Annotated in this window: 1 protein-coding gene; it reads right to left on the bottom strand. The window is 36.5% G+C overall.

Going from position 1 to position 789, the window contains the following annotated elements; all coding sequences use genetic code 11:
• A partial coding sequence (locus tag DMP16_RS10400; protein ID WP_255446891.1) for an ABC transporter substrate-binding protein occupies positions 1-744 on the bottom strand: 744 nt, incomplete at its 3' end.
• Positions 745-789: the final 45 nt, after the last annotated feature.

Below are 789 nucleotides of genomic sequence, written 5' to 3'. Positions count from 1 at the left end.
TGGTAAGAATGGTCTGCCAGGGATCCAATACACTGGATTTCTATAATATATCAGTAAGTTGGTACTTTGGCTAGCTAAATAATATGGTCCCGTTCCTATGGGGACTGGTATTACTGCATTAGCCGGATTTGAAGAGTTTAGCAAAGGAGCGTATTGTTCCCATGGTACTATGTATTGCCCAGATAAAATAGTATATAATGCATAGGGAATATTGGGAGTAGTGAAATTAAATATTACTTCGTAAGGGTTAGGTGAACTCATAGTAATTTGGAAGGGGTTTCCAAACACCTTAAAGTACAGCTCGAAGGTTACTATTACGTCTTTAGCAGTGAAAGGCCACTCAATTACTTGCTGTGTCCCATTATATGTCCCATTATAATAGAAGTACACTCCTTGTCTTAAATACACTATTAATTCATGATAATTATCTGCGAATGTCCAATTAGTGGCTAATATTGGAAGTAATTGTCCCGTATATTGTTCAGCATCAGCTAATTGCTCTAACACGAATGCCATCATGTGATAATTATCTCCATACCTAACTGAGGGTGAAAAAACATTCCAGTTTCCTTGAACGAAAGGACCGTCACCATTAGCTATACTAAACACTGGATAGTTAGAAGCATACGAAAATGTTGGTTGAGGATTAGGAGTTGGCTGCGCAATACTTACTATTCCTCCTAGGGCTATCATTAATGTCAAAAGTAGTATAGGTATCGTTTCTAAAAACCTACTTTTATGCATAGGCACTTTTTATAAAAGATAGTAAATAACTCATTACGTTAACTT

It is taken from the genome of Sulfolobus sp. B1 (genome assembly GCF_007050195.1).
Classification (GTDB): domain Archaea; phylum Thermoproteota; class Thermoprotei_A; order Sulfolobales; family Sulfolobaceae; genus Saccharolobus.
Note: the sequence above shows the minus strand (reverse complement) of the source record. Positions and strands in the feature narration are given on the sequence as shown.